Below are 14,955 nucleotides of genomic sequence, written 5' to 3'. Positions count from 1 at the left end.
GCAAACGCGCAGAGGCCCAGACACCATCCATGACACCATCCATGACTTATCAGGCTCCAGTAGACGACATCGTTTTTGCTCTCAAGACGGCAGCGGGTCTCGACGATCTTCTTCGGCGCGGGCTTTATGCGGGGCTCGACGCCGAGACGATCGGCGCCGTCATCGAGGAAGCCGGAAAGTTTGGCGCCGAAGTCTTAGCACCGCTCAATGCGTCCGGCGACAAGGCAGGGTCGAAATTTTCGGACGGTTCCGTAACAACGCCGCTGGGCTTTCGTGACGCATACCGGCAATTCGCGGATGGTGGCTGGAGTTCCTTGCCATGCGCCGAGACGTTCGGCGGGCAGGGGTTGCCGGAGATCGTCTCGGCCGCTGTGGGCGAGATTTGGAACGCGTCGAACGTATCGTTCGGGCTTTGTCCGCTGCTGACGCAGGGCGCGATTCACGCCATCGAGGCGGGCGGCAGCGGCACCATCAAAGCCAAGTATCTGCCGAAAATGGTTTCGGGCGCGTGGACCGGAACGATGAATTTGACCGAACCCCATGCGGGCTCGGACCTCGGACCATTGTCGACGCGCGCCGTTCCGCAGGATGATGGAACATATCGCATCACCGGCACCAAAATTTTCATTACCTACGGCGAACACGACATGGCGGAGAATATCATCCACCTCGTGCTCGCGCGCCTTCCGGATGCGCCTGCAGGAACGCGCGGAATCTCGTTGTTCCTCGTGCCTAAGTTTCTCGTCAACGATGACGGATCGCAGGGCGAGCGCAACGATGTCGTCTGCGCCGGGATCGAGCACAAGCTCGGCATCATGGCGAGCCCGACGTGCGTGATGAAATTCGGCGAGAAGGGCGGGGCTACCGGCTATCTGATCGGCGAGGAAAATCGCGGTCTCGCGACGATGTTCGTCATGATGAATGCCGCGCGGTTGGGCGTCGGCCTGCAGGGCGTGGGCGTCGCCGAGCGCGCGACGCAGCACGCAATCGCCTATGCGAAGGAGCGACGCCAGGGCAAAAGCTTCGCGGCGAACGGATCGCCGGGCATGAGCCCGATTATCGAGCACGCCGACATCCGGCGCATGCTGCTGACGATGAAGGCGATGACGCAGGCGGCCCGCATGATCTGTTTCGCGACCGCGCGCGAGCACGACATCGCGCATCTGTCGAAAGACCAATCGGAGCGCAAGGCCGCGCTCGACAAGGCGGCGCTGCTGACTCCGCTCGCCAAGGCGTTCTCGACCGATATCGCCAACGAGGTGGCGTCCCTTGGCATTCAAGTGCACGGCGGCATGGGCTTCGTCGAAGAGACGGGCGCCGCGCAGTATTTTCGCGATGCGCGCATTCTGCCGATCTACGAAGGCACCAACGGCATTCAGGCGATTGATCTTGTCACGCGCAAGCTGCCGCTTGAAAACGGCGGCGTGGTGAGTGCGTATCTCGCCGAGCTTGCTGAGATCATCGCGTCGGTTCGCGCGTCCAACCGGCCCGAATTCGGGCGCACGGCCCAAAGGCTGACGGAAGCCCTCACCGGGCTGCAAACCGCGACGCTGTGGATGGGGCTAATGCTGAAAAGCGAGCCCGAGGCGGCGCTGACGTCGGCAACGCCGTATCTGCGCCTGATGAGCCTGACGGCCGGCGGAGCCTATCTCGCAAAGGGTGCGCTTTCCGAGGACGCATCCTCGCCGCGCGTCGCGCTCGCGCGCTTCTTTGCGGAAAATCTCCTGACCGAAGCCTTAGCACTTTCCGAAATCGTGCAAGGCGGAGCCCACTCCGTGCTCGTCGACGCGCATGGGCCGCTTTTCGCATGACGTCCGATGTTGAAATTTCGCTCAATGACGGCGTGCAGGTTCTTCGCCTGACGCGGCCACAAAAAAAGAACGCGCTGACCAGCGCCATGTACGGAGAGTTGTGCGAAGCCTTCGATCGCGGCGATAACGATCCCGCGATTGCCGTCCATCTGATCACGGGCTCCGGCGGAGTATTTACGGCGGGGAACGATCTCGGCGATTTTCTCGCGACTGCGCAAGGAACCGGCGACCTCGGAACCAACGTGCGGCGCTTCGTTTATCTGCTGCCGATGATCCGCAAGCCGGTGATTGCGGCGGTCGACGGCGTTGCGATCGGCGTCGGGACGACCATGCTGTTTCACTGCGATCTGGTTTACGCCTCGCCCGCTTCGACATTCGCAACGCCATTTCTGAATCTCGGACTTATTCCGGAAGCGGGTTCGAGCCTCCTGATGCCGCGCCGCATAGGTTACGCGCGCGCTTTCGAAATGCTGGCGCTGGGTGAAACGTTCTCGGCCGAGCAGGCCGTGCAGGCGGGCTTCGTCAACAAGGTCGTCGCGTCCGGACGCCTCGAACATGCGGCTTTGGAAGCGGCTCGCCGCCTTGCAAGCTTGCCGCCCGAAGCGTTGGCCGTGACGCGGGCTCTCATGCGCGGAAGTCCGGTCGAGATTTTGCAGCATATCGACAAGGAAGTTATTGCATTCCGTGAGCGATTAGCCTCGCCGGAAGCCCTTGAGGCATTTACCGCGTTCTTCGAAAAACGATCCCCCAATTTCCGCAAACCTGTGTAGCGCGCTCTTACGCCGGAGCTTGCGGCGGAGTAGCATGGGCGCTCACGATCGCGCTTCAATAAGAGAGAAAAACAATGGCGTCGTTCACGGGCAAAACCCTTTTCGTCACGGGCGCGAGCCGCGGCATCGGGTTGGCAATCGCCAGGCGCGCGGCGCGCGACGGCGCCAACATCGCGATCGTCGCCAAGACGTCCGATCCAAACCCCAAGCTCGAAGGCACGATCCATACGGCGGCGAAGGAAATCGAAGATGCGGGCGGCAAGGCATTGGCCATCGCCTGCGATATTCGCCACGAGGAAGAGGTTCAGCGCGCCGTCGACGAGACCGTTGCGGCCTTCGGCGGCATCGATATCTGCGTCAACAACGCCAGCGCGATCGCCCTGACGCCGATCGAGCAGACGGACATCAAGCGTTTTGATCTGATGTTTGCCGTCAACACGCGCGGAACGTTTCTTGTTTCGCAAACATGTCTGCCGCATCTGAGAAAAGCGAAAAATCCGCACATTCTGATGCTTTCTCCGCCTCTCGACATGAAGCCGCAGTGGTTCTCAGGCCATGTCGCCTATTCGATCGCGAAGTACGGCATGAGCCTCTGCGTGCTCGGTCTCGCCGACGAATTGAAAAAAGACGACATCGCCGTCAACGCGCTCTGGCCGCGCACCGCGATCGCGACGGCCGCCGTTCGCAACATTCTCGGCGGCGATAAGATGATGCACATGAGCCGTTCGCCCGAAATCGTCGCCGACGCCGCGCATCTCGTTTTTCAGCAACCGGCGACGTCATTCAGCGGTAACTTTCTAATCGACGATACGTTTCTTCATTCCGTCGGCGGCATCACCGATTTCGAAAAATACCGGGTCGATCCATCGCTGCCGCTGGCGCCCGACTTTTTCGTGCCTGCCGACAGCCGCCCGCCGCCGGGCGTGACGATTGCACGTGTTTCGGAGTTGGGCTGATTGCAAACAAAAAATAATCGGAGCATGCAGCGCGCGCGATGACGACTCTCCTCATCACCCATCCGGCGTTCGTTCATCACGAGACAGGCGAGGGGCATCCCGAACGTCCCGATCGGATGCGTGCGATCGACAGAGTTTTGCAGGATGCCCGATTTTCCGAACTGGCACGTCGAGAGGCTTCTCTGCGTCCGGACGATCTGGACTTCGTTGCTCTAGCGCACCGGAAGGACTACGTGCAGGGGCTCAGCCGGCTGGCCGAACAAATCAAGGACGGACACCAGCATATCGATGACGATACGGTCGTCTCGCCGGGGAGCTGGGAAGCCGCTCGGCGCGGCGTCAGTGCCGGGCTCGACGCCGTCGACCAAGTGGTTCGCGGGGACGTGTCGAACGCATTCTGCCAGGTGCGGCCGCCCGGACACCATGCCGAGAGCAATCGCGCATTAGGTTTCTGTCTCTTCAATAACATCGCGATCGCCGCCCATTATGCCCGCGCCAAGCACGGCCTCGAACGGCTTGCTGTCGTCGATTTCGACGTGCATCACGGCAACGGTACGCAGCAAATTTTCTGGTCGGACAAAAATTTGTTCTATGGATCGACGCACCAGATGCCGCTATTTCCCGGAACCGGCGCATTGCAGGAGACAGGGGTTGGAAATATCTTCAATGCACCGCTCAGGGCCGGTGACGGGCGCGATAATTTCGAGGAAGCGTTTCGAGATCGGATTCTCGGGCCGCTTCACAACTTCTCGCCGGACATGGTTATGATCTCGGCGGGGTTCGATGGGCATCATCGCGATCCGCTCGGCGGTCTTGAACTCGTCGAGGATGATTTTAGATGGGCGACCGAGGCCTTGGCGGACGTCGCGCGCCGCCATGCCAACGGACGAATGGTATCGATGCTTGAGGGCGGATATGATCTGCAGGGCCTCGCGCGATCGGTCGCAGCACACGTCTCGGTATTGATGCAGACGGGCGCCTGAGTAAAAGACCCTATTGCCAACACGATATAGCCGCAGGGCAGAATTTATGACCGCAGTAAAAGCACCGGCAAAAACGTTCGACGATATCAAGGATATGGCGTTCGAGCGCGCCCTGAAGGAACTTGAAGCCATCGTCGGCCGGCTCGAACGCGGCGACGTCGACCTCGAGGAAAGCATTGCGATTTACGAGCGCGGCGAAGCGCTTCGCGATCATTGCGACCGGCTGCTGAAGGCGGCTGAAGCAAAAGTCGAAAAATTGACGCTCGCGGCCGACGGAACTCCGAAGGGAACCACGCCGCTCGACAAGGACAATGGCGCGCCGTTTTAAGCGCCGCGGCGCAAAACGCAGGCTCGGGCACCGAGAATTTTACACCTTCACTGCGGCAAGCCCGCGCACTATTCATCTCAAGGCTGTGGCCCGTTGGGGAGCACGGTGATAAGCGCTATGAACGCCAGGGCCATACCGTCCACTTTTTCGGCGCCTCAAAATTGCGATGATTGGCAGACCTTCCGCTAAATTAGGGTAATTCCGTGAGCAAGACACCATTACTCGATCGCATCGGAACGCCTCACGAACTCCGCAAGCTTGCCGAAGATCAGCTTCCGCAGGTGGCGGACGAACTGCGCGCGGAAATGATCGACGCGGTTTCGGTCACGGGTGGGCACTTGGGCGCCGGGCTTGGCGTCATCGAGCTGACGGTCGCGCTGCACTGGATTTTCAACACGCCCGACGACCGTCTGATCTGGGACGTCGGACATCAGGCGTATCCGCACAAGATCTTGACGGGCCGGCGCGATCGCATTCGCACGCTGCGCCAGCCGGCTGGCCTCTCGGGCTTCACGAAGCGCGATGAAAGCCCTTATGATCCGTTCGGCGCCGCGCATTCCTCGACATCGATTTCGGCGGCGCTCGGGATGGCGGTGGCGCGCGACCTCAGCGGCGGCAGCAACAATGTCATCGCGGTGATCGGCGATGGCGCGATGAGCGCCGGCATGGCCTACGAGGCGATGAACAACGCCGGTGCGCGCAACGAACGCTTGATCGTCATTCTGAACGACAACGATATGTCGATCGCGCCGCCGACAGGTGCGCTCTCGGCATATCTCGCGCGCGCCACGTCCAGCGGCACATATCTGCATCTTCGCGACTACGCCAAGCAGCTGGCGAAGATGCTGCCGAAGCAATGGGAGCGGCGCGCCGCGCGCGTTGAAGAATATACACGCCACATCTGGCAGGGCGGCGCGTGGTTCGAGGAGCTGGGCTTCTACTACGTCGGCCCGATCGACGGACACGATTTCAATCAGCTTCTTCCGGTTTTGAAGAATGTCCGCGACGCCGAGCAGGCGCCGATTCTCGTTCACGTCGTGACCAAGAAGGGCAAGGGGTATGCGCCAGCCGAAGCCGCCGACGACAAGTATCACGGCGTCAACAAGTTCAACGTCGTCACGGGTGCGCAGGTCAAGCCGAAGCCCAACGCCCCGAGCTATACGAAAGTTTTTGCCGACAGCCTGATCGCCGAAGCGCGAAAGGACGATCGCATCGTCGCGATTTCGGCCGCCATGCCGTCCGGCACGGGACTCGATTATTTCGGCAAGGAATTCCCCGATCGCACATTCGACGTCGGCATCGCGGAACAGCACGCGGTGACCTTCGCGGCCGGATTGGCGACCGAGGGCTACAAGCCCTTCGCGGCGATCTATTCGACGTTCCTGCAGCGCGCTTACGATCAGGTCGTGCACGACGTCGCGATCCAGAAGCTGCCGGTGCGCTTTGCGCTCGATCGCGCCGGGCTTGTCGGTGCCGATGGTGCGACGCATGCCGGCTCGTTCGACATTGCTTATCTCGGATGCCTGCCGAACTTCGTCATCATGGCGGCAGCCGATGAAGCCGAACTCGTTCACATGGTCGCGACGCAAGTTGCAATCGACGACCAGCCGAGCGCGTTGCGCTATCCGCGCGGTGAGGGCGTCGGCGTGGAGCTGCCGCAAGCGGGCGTGCCGCTCGAGATCGGCAAGGGGCGCATCGTTCGCGAAGGCTCCAAGGTGGCGCTGCTCTCGCTTGGAACACGTCTCGCGGAATGCCTGAAGGCAGCCGATCAGCTGCAATCGTTCGGACTATCGACGACGGTTGCCGACGCGCGTTTCGCCAAACCGTTGGATACGCGCTTGATCCGCGACCTCGCGCTCAATCACGAAGTGCTCGTGACGGTCGAGGAAGGTTCGGTCGGCGGCTTTGGCAGTTATGTTCTGCAATTCCTGTCGGATGAAGGATTGCTCGATAGGGGGCTGCGCGTTCGCACGAAGGTTCTACCCGACGTCTTCATCGACCACGGCAAGCCGGAAGCGATGTACGAAGATGCAGGGTTGAACGCGTCGGGCATCGTGAAGACGGTCTTTGCCGCGCTCGGACGAGCCGACGTCGTCGGCGAGCGTGCGTAGATCGTTTCGTTTTCAGGAAATCAACGGATGGACGAAGCCCGGCCGACCGGGCTTCGCTGCAAATTTACTGTACGGTGATGGTGACGACCGGCGACTCGACCGGCGGATCGGTCGGGATGTGGTTTTTGTCGCCGAGCAGAAGCTGCAGCGTATGTTTGCCGGGCTTGAGCTCAACGGTCGCGTCCGTTTGTCCCTTGCCGTAATGGACGTGATGCTCGTCCTTAGGGATAGCGGAATTCAGGTCGGGAACCGGAGTATCGATGAGCAGATGATGATGCCCGCTGTTCGCGGTATCGGTTCCGGCCGGTACGATCTCGACGCCCTCGGCGCCGAATTTAACGGTGACGGGGCTGGTAACGGTCGCGCCGTCTGTCGGTTCGATGATAAACACCTTGGCCCCCGCGGGCGCCGGCGTGCGTTCGCCGTCTGCTAACGCACTTATAGGAAATGCCAATGCAAGAATTGCGCTGGCGAATGCGAGTCTCATGATTTCCCTCCAGTTTCAGAAACAGCTAAGTGGAAAGCACTGCAGCTATAATCAATGATGCAAGAACCGGCAAATTCATGCGCCTTGACCTGGCACTCGTAGCGCGCGGACTGGCGCCGTCGCGAGCGCGCGCGCAGGATTTGATCAGGCGCGGTTTTGTCCGTGTTGGAGGGCAACCGTGCAGCAAGCCCGCGTCCGACGTTGCCCCGTCGGAGGCCGTCGAACTCGCGGATGAAGCACCAGCCTACGTCTCGCGTGGAGCCGAAAAGCTCGTGGCCGCGCTCGATCGTTTCGGATTTGCTGCGGCAGGCGGCGTGGCGCTCGATGTTGGCGCGTCGACCGGCGGCTTTACGCAGGTTTTGCTTGAACGCGGCGCGGCGCAGGTGTTTGCCGTCGACGTCGGCACCGCACAACTACATGACGACTTGAAATCCGATCGCCGCGTCGTGTCGCTTGAAAATTGCGACGCCCGCACGCTGACCCGCGATCACGTGCCCGTGCCGGTCGAAGCGATTGTCACTGATGTCAGTTTCATTTCCGTGACGAAAGTTTTGGGATGCGTTCTGCCGCTCGCAGCCGTTGGTGCTTGGCTCGTCGTGCTGGTGAAGCCGCAGTTCGAGGTCGGGCGTGAGCGGATCGGCAGCGGCGGCATCGTTCGTGACGAGGCAGCGCGCCGAGATGCGGTCGACGCGGTGCGCACGTGGCTCGAACAGCAAACGGGCTGGCGCGTCGTCGGAGAGATGGAGTCTCCGATCTCGGGCGGCTCCGGCAACATCGAATATCTGATTGGAGCACGGCGTGATGTCTGATGAGCGCGAGCTTCTGATCAGGGATGTCGGAGCACAGGGCGACGGCGTTGCGGAGAGCACAGGCGCGCCTGTCTTTGTGCCGTTCGCTATGTCCGGCGAGCGTGTGGTCGCCAATGTCGACGGTTCGCGCGGGCGCTTGCTGCGCGTGCTGCAGCCGAGTCCAGACCGCATCGAACCGATCTGCCGGCACTTCGCAACATGCGGCGGCTGCGTCGTGCAGCATATGGCGTCGGACGCTTATCGGGTGTGGAAGCGCGATCTCGTCCTATCCGCATTTGCAGCGCGCGGGTTGAACGTGAACGTCGGCGATCTCGTCGAGCCGGGCGGAAAACGGCGGCGCGCGGTGTTGTCCGCAGAGCGCCGGGACGGCGGCGTCGCGATCGGATTTCATGAAGCCCAATCGCATGTGCTCGTTGCAATCGCGGAGTGCCCGGTCCTCGAGCCGAAGATCGTTGCAGCGATCCCGGCGCTCAGCGGGCTGATCGCGCCGCTGATGTCCAAGCTCGGGGCGCGGCTCACTGTGACGGCGACAAAATCCGGACTCGACGTGCTCATCGACGGTATCGAGCGCAAGTTGACGCCCGACGTTCGCAGTCGGCTAGCTTTGGGAGCAAGTGAGCTGAAGTTGGCGCGTCTCGCCGTCGGTAACGATGTCGTTGTCGAGACGTTGCCGCCGTTTCTGTCATTCGCATCAACCGACGTCGTCTTGTCGCCCGGATGTTTCGTGCAGGCCGTCGCCGAAGCAGAGGCCGAGATGGTGAGCCGAATTCTAGCCGCCGTCGGCAAGGTGAAGATGGTTGCGGACTTATTCTGCGGTGTTGGCGCCTTCACGTTTCCGCTCGCCGCGCGCACGAAAGTCTTGGCATTCGACGGCGACAAGCTGGCAATCGAGGCGCTGAATGCGGCAACGAGAAAAGCGACCGGGTTGAAGCCGATCACCGCGTGCGTGCGCGATCTCTTTCGCGATCCGCTGTCACCGCTCGAACTCAACGAGCACGACGCCGTCGTTTTCGATCCGCCGCGCGCCGGGGCGGAAGCGCAAGCGCAGCGGCTTGCGAGATCGAAGGTCAAGACCGTCGTTGCCGCCTCGTGCAATCCTGCGACGCTGGCGCGCGATGCGCGGCACCTTGTCGATGGCGGCTACAAAATCGAATCCGTGACGCCCATCGATCAGTTCGTCTATTCCGCGCACGTCGAAGTGGTCGCTGTGTTCCGGCGCTAGGGCCTTTTTGTTTTGCCGTGTTTCTTAGCGGAAAACCGGTTCCCGCTTTTCCGGAAACATTCTAGCCGCCGGTCTGACCGCGATGGCGCAGGAGGTGGTCGGCAAGCACGATCGCCATCATCGCTTCGCCGACCGGAACGGCGCGGATGCCGACGCACGGATCGTGTCGGCCTTTTGTAATGATTTCGGTTTCGCGGCCTTGCTTGTCGATGGTTTTTCGCGGCGCCAGGATCGACGACGTCGGCTTGACGGCGAAGCGGCAGACGATCGGCTGTCCCGTCGAGATGCCGCCGAGAATTCCGCCTGCATGGTTCGAAAGAAAATCCGGTTTGCCGTCGTTGCCGATGCGGATTTCGTCGGCGTTCTCTTCGCCGGTCAATTCAGCGGCCGACATGCCCGCGCCGATCTCGACGCCCTTGACCGCGTTGATTGACATCATCGCGCTGGCGAGATCCTGATCGAGCTTGCCATAGAGCGGTGCGCCCCATCCCGCAGGCACGCCTTCGGCAACGACTTCGATGACCGCACCGACGGATGAACCGGCCTTGCGGATTTTGTCGAGGTACTCGGTCCAAAGCTCCGCGGCCTTCCGATCCGGAGAAAAGAACGGATTGCCAGCGACCTCGTCCCAATTCCAGTTCGCGCGGTCGACTTTGTGCGGACCGATCTGAACCAGCGCGCCGCGTATCGTCATGCCGCCGAGAACCTTGCGCGCAACCGCCCCGGCAGCGACGCGCGATGTCGTCTCGCGCGCCGATGAGCGCCCGCCGCCGCGATAATCGCGAATGCCGTATTTAGCGTCGTAGGTGAAGTCGGCGTGCCCCGGGCGATACTTGTCTTTGATATCGCCGTAGTCCTTCGAGCGCTGATCCGTGTTCTGGATTTCAAGAGCGATCGGTGTGCCGGTGGTGACCTGCTTGCCGGAAGCATCGTTGAAGACGCCGGACAGGATTTTCACGACGTCGGCTTCCTGGCGCTGCGTTGTGAAGCGCGACTGCCCCGGCCGCCTGCGGTCGAGATGAACCTGGATATCGCCTTCGTCGAGGGCAATGCCGGGCGGGCAGCCGTCGACGACCGCGCCGATGGCGGGGCCGTGGCTTTCGCCCCACGTCGTTACGCGAAAGAGGTGCCCGAAGGTATTGTGAGACATCGCCTGATCATTCGCTCGGATGGTGAGCCCGGCCGCGCATCGACCACGATGGCGCTGCAACAATTGTGTTGCCGGGTTGCGTCACAGTCTTTCTTAGGAGCGACGGCGAAAGGCAGCAAGCCCGCATCGCCGGTAAAGCGCGTGACAAGTCTCCGCGACGCAGATTAACTCCGCCGCAGTGCGCGTTCGTCGGCCTTTTTCACTTAGCGAAAAAAGGCTGACGGCAGCCGTAACTTTGTATCCGCTTTGATCTGCAACCCGGCCGAGCACGTGATAGCCGCCTGAATGCGGCCCGCGTCGCATCGATGGATCGGACGTTTCAGACGTTGCGGAATTTGCCCTTTTCACGAAGAGGGCGCACGCGCGTAGCGCGTTTAAAAGACCGTTCCTCCCGGACTTGAGCATCCGTGGTCGAGGGGTCTTTCATCATGCATCCGTCAACGGATGACGAAGAGCCGGAGAGCCGCTTCTCCGGCTCTTTTGATTTCAAGGCTCAGTCTAAAGCCAAGTCATCGCGCCATCGCGCAGGATCAGAATTCTGTCCTGCGGCACGTCGAGGAACGGCACGAGGCCGGGCTCGATTCCGAGAATGGCGCCGCGAGCGACGCGGCTGACGCCGCCGTGCGTGACGGCAACCGTGTCACGCTCGAGCCCTTCGAGCCACACCGCAATGCGCCGCTGCAGGTCCGCATAGCTTTCGCCGCCAATGGGCTGCCAGCCGAACGGGTCGGAGGATTTTGCGGTAACGCCCTCCGGATCTTTCTCTGAAAGGTCCGACGCGAGTTCGCCTTCCCAATGGCCGTAGCTCAATTCGCGGATGGTCGCGTCGATGCGGTATCCATTGCCGTCCAGGCCGAGCGCTGCGCGCACGAGCTGCATCGTCTCGATGGCGCGTCCGAGCGGGCTTGAAACGAAATCGGCGGCCGCAATGCCCGGCATGCGGCGTTTCAGTATGTCGCCCTGGCGCCGGCCCTGGTCGCGGCCGGTCTCGTTCAGCGGAATATCGCGCTGGCCCTGGTAGCGGGCGTCCCTGTTCCAGTCGGTCTGGCCGTGGCGGATGAGATAGAGCGTCAGCCCGGGCTTCAAACGAGCCGTCGCAGCGCGCTCGCTCAAGTCTCGTCGCTCTTCACAACCGAGATGTCGGGAGCGTCCTCGTTCTTCATGCCCTGGATATGATAGCCGCTGTCGACGTGATGGACTTCGCCCGTCACGCCGCGCGACATGTCGGAAAGAAGATAGAGACCGGCGCCTCCGACATCCTCGATCGAGACATTGCGGCGCAACGCCGAGTTATATTCGTTCCAGCGCAGGATGTAGCGGAAGTCGGCGATGCCGGCGGCGGCAAGCGTCTTGATCGGCCCAGCCGAAATCGCATTGACGCGAATGTTGTTGCGTCCGAGGTCAGCCGCGAGATAGCGCACGCTCGCTTCGAGCGCGGCCTTGGCGACGCCCATGACGTTATAATGCGGCATCACTTTTTCGGCGCCGTAGTAGGTGAGCGTCAGCAGCGAGCCGCCATCCGGCATCAGCTTCTCGGCGCGCTGGGCAAGCGCCGTAAAGGAGAAGCAAGAGATCAGCATGCTCTGCGTGAAATTTTTCTCGGTTGTGTCGACGTAGCGGCCGTCAAGTTCGTTCTTGTCGGAGAAAGCGATGGCGTGCACCAGGAAGTCGAGACGGCCCCATTCCTTTTTCAGCGTCTCGAAGACGGCATCGATCGACGACGCGTCGGTGACATCGCAGGGCAGAACTAACTTAGTTCCAAGGTCGGCTGCGAGAGGCTCGACCCGCTTCTTCAGCGCGTCGCCCTGATACGTCAGCGCGATTTCGGCGCCTTGCGAGGCGCAGGCCTTGGCGATGCCCCAGGCGATCGACCGATTGTTGGCGACGCCCATGACTAAACCGCGTTTTCCGGCCATCAATTGGCCCGCGGCTGCGGACGTGTTCGCCTGTGACCCCGCCATGGGTTCAATTTCCTTGAATAATTTCTGATGGGTTTGGGCTGGCGCGCATCCTACACAAATGCGTTTGCCGGTCCAGATGGCGGGGCGGCACAGATGCGCGGCCATTGGCCCGGGTCAGAAGATGCCGGAAGCGCCCCATGGAACCGGATAAGTATCTGAAGTAACAAATATTTTTCAGTGTGCCTGAGCCTGGACCTCGTTGCCGGAAAGCTTCGGACGCTCCGAACCGGCAATTCGGCCATCGTCGATCGTAATGATGCGGTCGGCATATTGCAGCGTCCGGTGGTCGTGGGTGACCGCTAGGACGGCGCGTCGCGTGTCCTGTGCAACTTTTGCCAGCAGCTCCATGACGGCCATGCCGTTCTTGGCGTCGAGCGCCGCAGTCGGCTCGTCGGCGAGAATGACGGAGGGCGATCCGGCGAGCGCGCGGGCGATCGACACGCGTTGCTTTTCCCCGCCCGACATTTTCGACGGCATGGCGTTGATGCGATGGCCGAGGCCAACCGCTTCGAGGGCGTCCGCTGCCTGATCGTAAGCGTCCGGACCCTTGAGATCGCGCAGGTCGAGCGCCAGCATCACGTTCTCGACCGCCGTCAGCGTCGGCACCAAATTGTACGACTGGAACACGAAGCCGACGTGCTTGCGTCTGAGGTTGGCAAGTTCTTCCGTGTTCATATTATGCGTTTGAAAGCCTGCGACTTCGAGCTTGCCTTGCGTCGGCGTCAGGATGCAGCCGAGGATCGACAAGAGCGTCGTCTTACCCGAACCCGACGGACCCATGAGCAGAGTGAGTTCGCCGGTGTGGAGCTGAAGGTCGATGCCCTTCAGAACCTTGGCCTCGTTCGGAGGCGTGCCGAGCACTTTCACGATGCCCTGGGCTTCGAGAATGACCTTGCTGTTCATGGGCGTGGACATTGTTGCTCTCCGGACTTAGCGGCTGAAGACGACGGCCGGGTCGATCCGGACGACTTTGATGATGGCGCTGATGGCAGCGAATATGCACATTCCAACGGTGACGACGAACAATCCGCTTGCGAGTTCCGGCGTCATGATGACGGTCAGCTTGGTATCCTGGGCCCCGCGGATCGCCAGCAGCGCCAGGACCATGCCGAGCCCATAGCCGATCAGACCCGACAACACAGCCTGCATCAAGATCACCTTTACGATATAGCCTCGACCGGCGCCAAGGGCCCGCAGCGTTGCGAACTCGTTGATGTGATCCTTCGTGCTCGAATAAAGGGTCTGGGCGACGATCACGATACCGACGATGAGCCCAAGAAGCGCTCCGGCGATCAGCGCCGCACCGGCGCCGGTCTGGAACAGCCAGTAATTCTGGCTGCGCTTGCGGAATTCGTCCTGGGTCAGAACTTCCGTATCGGGAAGACGCCGCTCGATGGCTGAACGCACTGTCTCAATATCGGCGCCCGACGTCAGCATCACGCGCTGGTAGGAGGCCTGGTCCTGATCGGCGCCCGACAGGCGGCGCGCTTCTTCGATCGAGGTGAAGACGAACGGCAGCGTCGTGAACGAACGGATGCGTTTCGTGATCGCGACAAGCTCGACCGAGGCGCCGTTGATTTCCGCGTGCTGGCCGAGAGCGTTGACGCCGAGGTCGGGGAAATAGCTCTGGTCGATCGCGACCGTGCCGGGCGCTTCAAGCGCGGCGCGGCTGCCCTGCACGATATTCCACGGCAGCGCCTTCGGACTGTCGCCTGCGGTACCGATCAGGAGGATCGTGTTGCGGCCGCCTTGCGGCTTGCGCCAGCTCGAGAAGGAAACGACCATGTCTTCGGAGCTTTCGACGCCCGGCGTCGCGAGAACCATGTGCCGTTCGCGGCCGGAAAGGAACGACGGATCGTCGTAGCTTTTCGTGCCGAGCGGGATCACCCACAGATCGGCCGGCGCCGCATCGATGATCGCCGAAATCTTTTTCTGCGAGCCGAGATAGATGCCAGACTGCACGGCGACGAGAACGACGGAAAAGACGATGCCGATGATGGTGACGAAGAAGCTCATGCGATCATGGAAGAGATTGCGATAGGCGAGCTTCATGACCATCGGCATCGGGCGGCGGCGCGAGCGCGGGCGTTTCGAAGCCGTGCGCTGAGCGCTTGCGTCGGCTGGCATGTTGACTGCGAGGTCCATGACCTGTCCTCCTCCTTGAGGGCGTTGGCCGAATATCAGGGCTGTTTCTGTTTGTTTGAACGGGGCGGGAAGCAGGTGTGATGTCCGCTTCCGGTTTCGTCATTCGTTGCAGGGGACGTCGACCAGACCGGCGATCGCTGCGGAGTAGCGGCGGCAGATCTGCTTTTCCGGAGCGGCCTTGGTCGCATCCGACTTTTCCTCAGTCTGCGTCTTATCGACGGT

At 61.6% G+C, this 14,955-nt stretch carries 14 protein-coding genes; 8 read left to right on the top strand and 6 right to left on the bottom strand.

All coding sequences use genetic code 11. The features are described from left to right. Nucleotides 1–41 precede the first annotated feature (41 nt). The 6 genes from WC026_RS11580 (at nucleotide 42) to dxs (ending at nucleotide 6,959) form a co-directional block, all read left to right on the top strand. Complete coding sequence (locus WC026_RS11580) at nucleotides 42–1,811, top strand: acyl-CoA dehydrogenase (protein WP_372711158.1); 1,770 nt, start codon at nucleotides 42–44, stop codon at nucleotides 1,809–1,811. Next, nucleotides 1,808–2,581 carry a crotonase/enoyl-CoA hydratase family protein gene (locus WC026_RS11575; protein ID WP_372711120.1) on the top strand — a complete coding sequence of 258 codons (774 nt, stop codon included), beginning with the start codon at nucleotides 1,808–1,810 and terminating at the stop codon, nucleotides 2,579–2,581. The genes WC026_RS11580 and WC026_RS11575 overlap by 4 nt, the downstream gene beginning before the upstream one ends. 74 nt (nucleotides 2,582–2,655) lie before the next feature. Then, the gene (locus WC026_RS11570) at nucleotides 2,656–3,537 is read left to right on the top strand and encodes an SDR family oxidoreductase (RefSeq protein ID WP_372711118.1); all 882 of its coding nucleotides are present in this window, start codon (nucleotides 2,656–2,658) and stop codon (nucleotides 3,535–3,537) included. A gap of 38 nt (nucleotides 3,538–3,575) precedes the next feature. Continuing rightward, nucleotides 3,576–4,520 (top strand): histone deacetylase family protein, encoded by a 945-nt coding sequence (locus tag WC026_RS11565; protein ID WP_372711116.1) that lies wholly within the window; start codon nucleotides 3,576–3,578, stop codon nucleotides 4,518–4,520. Between the two features lie 46 nt (nucleotides 4,521–4,566). Further along, nucleotides 4,567–4,848, top strand: a complete 282-nt coding sequence (locus tag WC026_RS11560; RefSeq protein ID WP_372711115.1) for an exodeoxyribonuclease VII small subunit — start codon at nucleotides 4,567–4,569, stop codon at nucleotides 4,846–4,848. Nucleotides 4,849–5,051: 203 nt separating this feature from the next. Continuing rightward, nucleotides 5,052–6,959, top strand: coding sequence for a 1-deoxy-D-xylulose-5-phosphate synthase (gene dxs / locus WC026_RS11555; protein ID WP_372711114.1), 1,908 nt, complete (start codon nucleotides 5,052–5,054; stop codon nucleotides 6,957–6,959). Between the two features lie 64 nt (nucleotides 6,960–7,023). Here dxs and WC026_RS11550 read toward each other — a convergent pair whose 3' ends face one another. Next, the gene (locus tag WC026_RS11550) at nucleotides 7,024–7,446 is read right to left on the bottom strand and encodes a DUF4399 domain-containing protein (RefSeq protein ID WP_372711113.1); all 423 of its coding nucleotides are present in this window, start codon (nucleotides 7,444–7,446) and stop codon (nucleotides 7,024–7,026) included. Nucleotides 7,447–7,496: 50 nt separating this feature from the next. Here WC026_RS11550 and WC026_RS11545 point away from each other — a divergent pair, with 50 nt between their 5' ends. After that, on the top strand, nucleotides 7,497–8,255 hold the full coding sequence (locus tag WC026_RS11545) for a TlyA family RNA methyltransferase (protein WP_372711157.1): 759 nt from the start codon (nucleotides 7,497–7,499) through the stop codon (nucleotides 8,253–8,255). Beyond that, nucleotides 8,248–9,477 (top strand): class I SAM-dependent RNA methyltransferase, encoded by a 1,230-nt coding sequence (locus WC026_RS11540; RefSeq protein ID WP_372711111.1) that lies wholly within the window; start codon nucleotides 8,248–8,250, stop codon nucleotides 9,475–9,477. Before WC026_RS11545 ends, WC026_RS11540 begins: the two co-directional genes overlap by 8 nt. 61 nt (nucleotides 9,478–9,538) lie before the next feature. On the opposite strand, the gene aroC is transcribed toward WC026_RS11540, so the two are convergent. The 5 genes from aroC to WC026_RS11515 all read right to left on the bottom strand — a co-directional run bounded on the left by aroC (nucleotide 9,539) and on the right by WC026_RS11515 (nucleotide 14,652). Beyond that, nucleotides 9,539–10,627, bottom strand: a complete 1,089-nt coding sequence (gene aroC / locus WC026_RS11535) for a chorismate synthase (RefSeq protein WP_372711109.1) — start codon at nucleotides 10,625–10,627, stop codon at nucleotides 9,539–9,541. Nucleotides 10,628–11,125: 498 nt separating this feature from the next. Continuing rightward, entirely contained in the window at nucleotides 11,126–11,740 is a 615-nt protein-coding gene (locus WC026_RS11530; RefSeq protein ID WP_372711108.1) for a histidine phosphatase family protein, read from the bottom strand. Then, a complete protein-coding gene (gene fabI / locus WC026_RS11525) occupies nucleotides 11,737–12,588 on the bottom strand; it encodes an enoyl-ACP reductase FabI (protein ID WP_372711106.1) in 852 nt (283 codons plus the stop codon). Before fabI ends, WC026_RS11530 begins: the two co-directional genes overlap by 4 nt. 174 nt (nucleotides 12,589–12,762) lie before the next feature. Then, nucleotides 12,763–13,503 carry an ABC transporter ATP-binding protein gene (locus WC026_RS11520; protein WP_372711105.1) on the bottom strand — a complete coding sequence of 247 codons (741 nt, stop codon included), beginning with the start codon at nucleotides 13,501–13,503 and terminating at the stop codon, nucleotides 12,763–12,765. Nucleotides 13,504–13,518: 15 nt separating this feature from the next. After that, a complete protein-coding gene (locus tag WC026_RS11515; protein ID WP_372711156.1) occupies nucleotides 13,519–14,652 on the bottom strand; it encodes an ABC transporter permease in 1,134 nt (377 codons plus the stop codon). Nucleotides 14,653–14,955: the final 303 nt, after the last annotated feature.

This window comes from Hyphomicrobium sp. (assembly GCF_041674905.1).
Lineage (GTDB): Bacteria > Pseudomonadota > Alphaproteobacteria > Rhizobiales > Hyphomicrobiaceae > Hyphomicrobium_B.
This window is presented reverse-complemented; position numbering and strand designations above follow the sequence as displayed.

Bases quoted from the DNA above. Each gene is read 5' to 3' on its own strand.
- fabI (WP_372711106.1), bottom strand. From the start codon at position 12,588: ATGGCGGGGTCACAGGCGAACACGTCCGCAGCCGCGGGCCAATTGATG.
- WC026_RS11550 (WP_372711113.1), bottom strand. From the start codon at position 7,446: ATGAGACTCGCATTCGCCAGCGCAATTCTTGCATTGGCATTTCCTATA.
- WC026_RS11560 (WP_372711115.1), top strand. From the start codon at position 4,567: ATGACCGCAGTAAAAGCACCGGCAAAAACGTTCGACGATATCAAGGAT.
- WC026_RS11570 (WP_372711118.1), top strand. From the start codon at position 2,656: ATGGCGTCGTTCACGGGCAAAACCCTTTTCGTCACGGGCGCGAGCCGC.
- aroC (WP_372711109.1), bottom strand. From the start codon at position 10,627: ATGTCTCACAATACCTTCGGGCACCTCTTTCGCGTAACGACGTGGGGC.
- WC026_RS11580 (WP_372711158.1), top strand. From the start codon at position 42: ATGACTTATCAGGCTCCAGTAGACGACATCGTTTTTGCTCTCAAGACG.
- WC026_RS11515 (WP_372711156.1), bottom strand. From the start codon at position 14,652: ATGCCGATGGTCATGAAGCTCGCCTATCGCAATCTCTTCCATGATCGC.
- WC026_RS11520 (WP_372711105.1), bottom strand. From the start codon at position 13,503: ATGTCCACGCCCATGAACAGCAAGGTCATTCTCGAAGCCCAGGGCATC.
- WC026_RS11575 (WP_372711120.1), top strand. From the start codon at position 1,808: ATGACGTCCGATGTTGAAATTTCGCTCAATGACGGCGTGCAGGTTCTT.
- WC026_RS11565 (WP_372711116.1), top strand. From the start codon at position 3,576: ATGACGACTCTCCTCATCACCCATCCGGCGTTCGTTCATCACGAGACA.
- WC026_RS11540 (WP_372711111.1), top strand. From the start codon at position 8,248: ATGTCTGATGAGCGCGAGCTTCTGATCAGGGATGTCGGAGCACAGGGC.